This is a genomic window from Methylobacterium sp. B1 (assembly GCF_000333255.1).
Taxonomy (GTDB): Bacteria; Pseudomonadota; Alphaproteobacteria; order Rhizobiales; family Beijerinckiaceae; genus Methylobacterium; species Methylobacterium fujisawaense.
The window spans coordinates 1-1,763 of record NZ_BACT01000197.1 but is presented as its reverse complement, the minus strand read 5'-3'; the positions used below and the strand labels follow the sequence as shown (position 1 = coordinate 1,763).

The following is a 1,763-nucleotide window of genomic DNA, read 5'->3' as shown; positions in this document are numbered from 1 at the left end:
GATCTCCCGGGGCGCCGCAGATCTCGCGCAAGACCCGGTGCCGGCTCCCGGTGCGGACCCGCTCCGCCCGGCCTGTGGGGAAGAACCTGCGGCCGCCGCACGGCCGAACGGCCGCGGCTTTCCCGGCGCATATCAGGCGCGTCGGCGTTGACCACCGTGGACAGCCGGTGGGCGATCACCAGGGTGGTGCGGCCGCGGCTGACCCGGTCCAGCGCCGACTGGATCTCCGCCTCCGTGAAGGAATCGAGCGCCGAGGTCGCCTCGTCGAGCACCAGGATCGGCGGCGCCTTGAGGATGGTCCGGGCGATGGCGACCCGCTGCTTCTCGCCGCCCGAGAGCTTCAGGCCGCGCTCGCCCACCGGCGTGTCGTAGCCCTCCGGCAGGCTCGAGACGAAGCGGTCGATCTGCGCGAGCCGGGCCGCCTCGCGCAGCTCCGCGTCGGTGGCGTCGGCCCGGCCGTAGCGGATGTTGTATCCGATCGTGTCGTTGAACAGCACCGTGTCCTGCGGGACCATGCCGATGGCTGCCCTCAGGGATTCCTGCGTCACCGCCGCGATGTCCTGCCCGTCGATGCTGATCCGCCCGCCCTGCGGCTCGTAGAACCGGAACAGCAGGCGCGAGAGCGTCGACTTGCCCGCCCCCGAGGGCCCGACCACCGCCACCGTCTGGCCCGCCGGTATCGCGAAGGAGACGCCGCGCAGGATCGGCCGCTCCGGATGGTAGGCGAAACGGACATCCTCGAACCGCAGCGTGCCGCCCGCCACCGCGAGCGGCGCGGCGCCCGGCCGGTCGGCGATCTCGGGGTTCTGCCCGAGGATGCGGAACATGTCGTCGATGTCGATGAGCGCCTGTTTGATCTCGCGGTAGATCATGCCCATGAAGTTGAGGGGCATCGAGAGCTGCACCAGCATGGTGTTGGCGAGCACGAAGCCGCCGATCGTGGTGCGCCCGGCCAGGATGTCCCGGGCGGCGAGCCACATCACCACGGTCATGCCCAGGGTGAAGATCACCGCCTGCCCGGCATTGAGCACCGCCAGGGACACGTAGGTCTGCGTCGAGGCCTTCTCGTACCGCGCCATCGACTCGTCGTAGCGGGCGGCCTCGCGGCGCTCGGCGCCGAAATACTTGACGGTCTCGTAGTTGAGCAGCGAATCGACCGCCTTGGTGTTGGCGTCCGTGTCCGAGGCGTTCATCCGGCGGCGGATGGCGATCCGCCACTCGGTCGCCTTGTAGGTGAAGGCGAGATAGGCCGCGACCGTCACGAAGGCGGTCGCCGCGTAGGTCCAGCTGAACTCGTAGGCCAGCACGCCGAGCACCAGCACGAACTCGACGATGGTCGGCACGAGCGTCAGCACCATCAGGCGCGACAATTCCTCGATGCCGGCGCGGCCGCGCTCCAGCACCCGGGTGAGGCCGCCGGTCTTGCGCTCCAGATGGAAGCGCAGGGACAGCCGGTGCATGTGCTCGAAGGTCTGGAGCGCGAGGCGCCGCACCGCATGCATCGCCACCTTGGCGAACAGACCGTCGCGCACCTGGGTCAGCGCCGACATGGCGATCCGCGAGACGCCGTAGAGGGCGATCAAGAGCATCGGCGCGGCGAGCAGCCCCGTGGGCACCGGTGCGTCCTTGCCCCCCACGGCGGCGACCAGCGCGTCGGTGATCCACTTGAAGGTGAACGGCGTCACCATCGTTACCAGCTTGGCGGCGAGCAGCAGGCCGAAGGCCAGGAAAGACGCGGCGCTGCAGGTCGGGCCGGCCATGGG

1 pseudogene is annotated in these 1,763 nt (G+C 70.0%); it reads right to left on the bottom strand.

Annotated features, from left to right (window positions below):
- Positions 1-140: 140 nt before the first annotated feature.
- Positions 141-1,763, bottom strand: a pseudogene (locus I53_RS05235) (ABC transporter ATP-binding protein/permease); the annotation flags it as partial.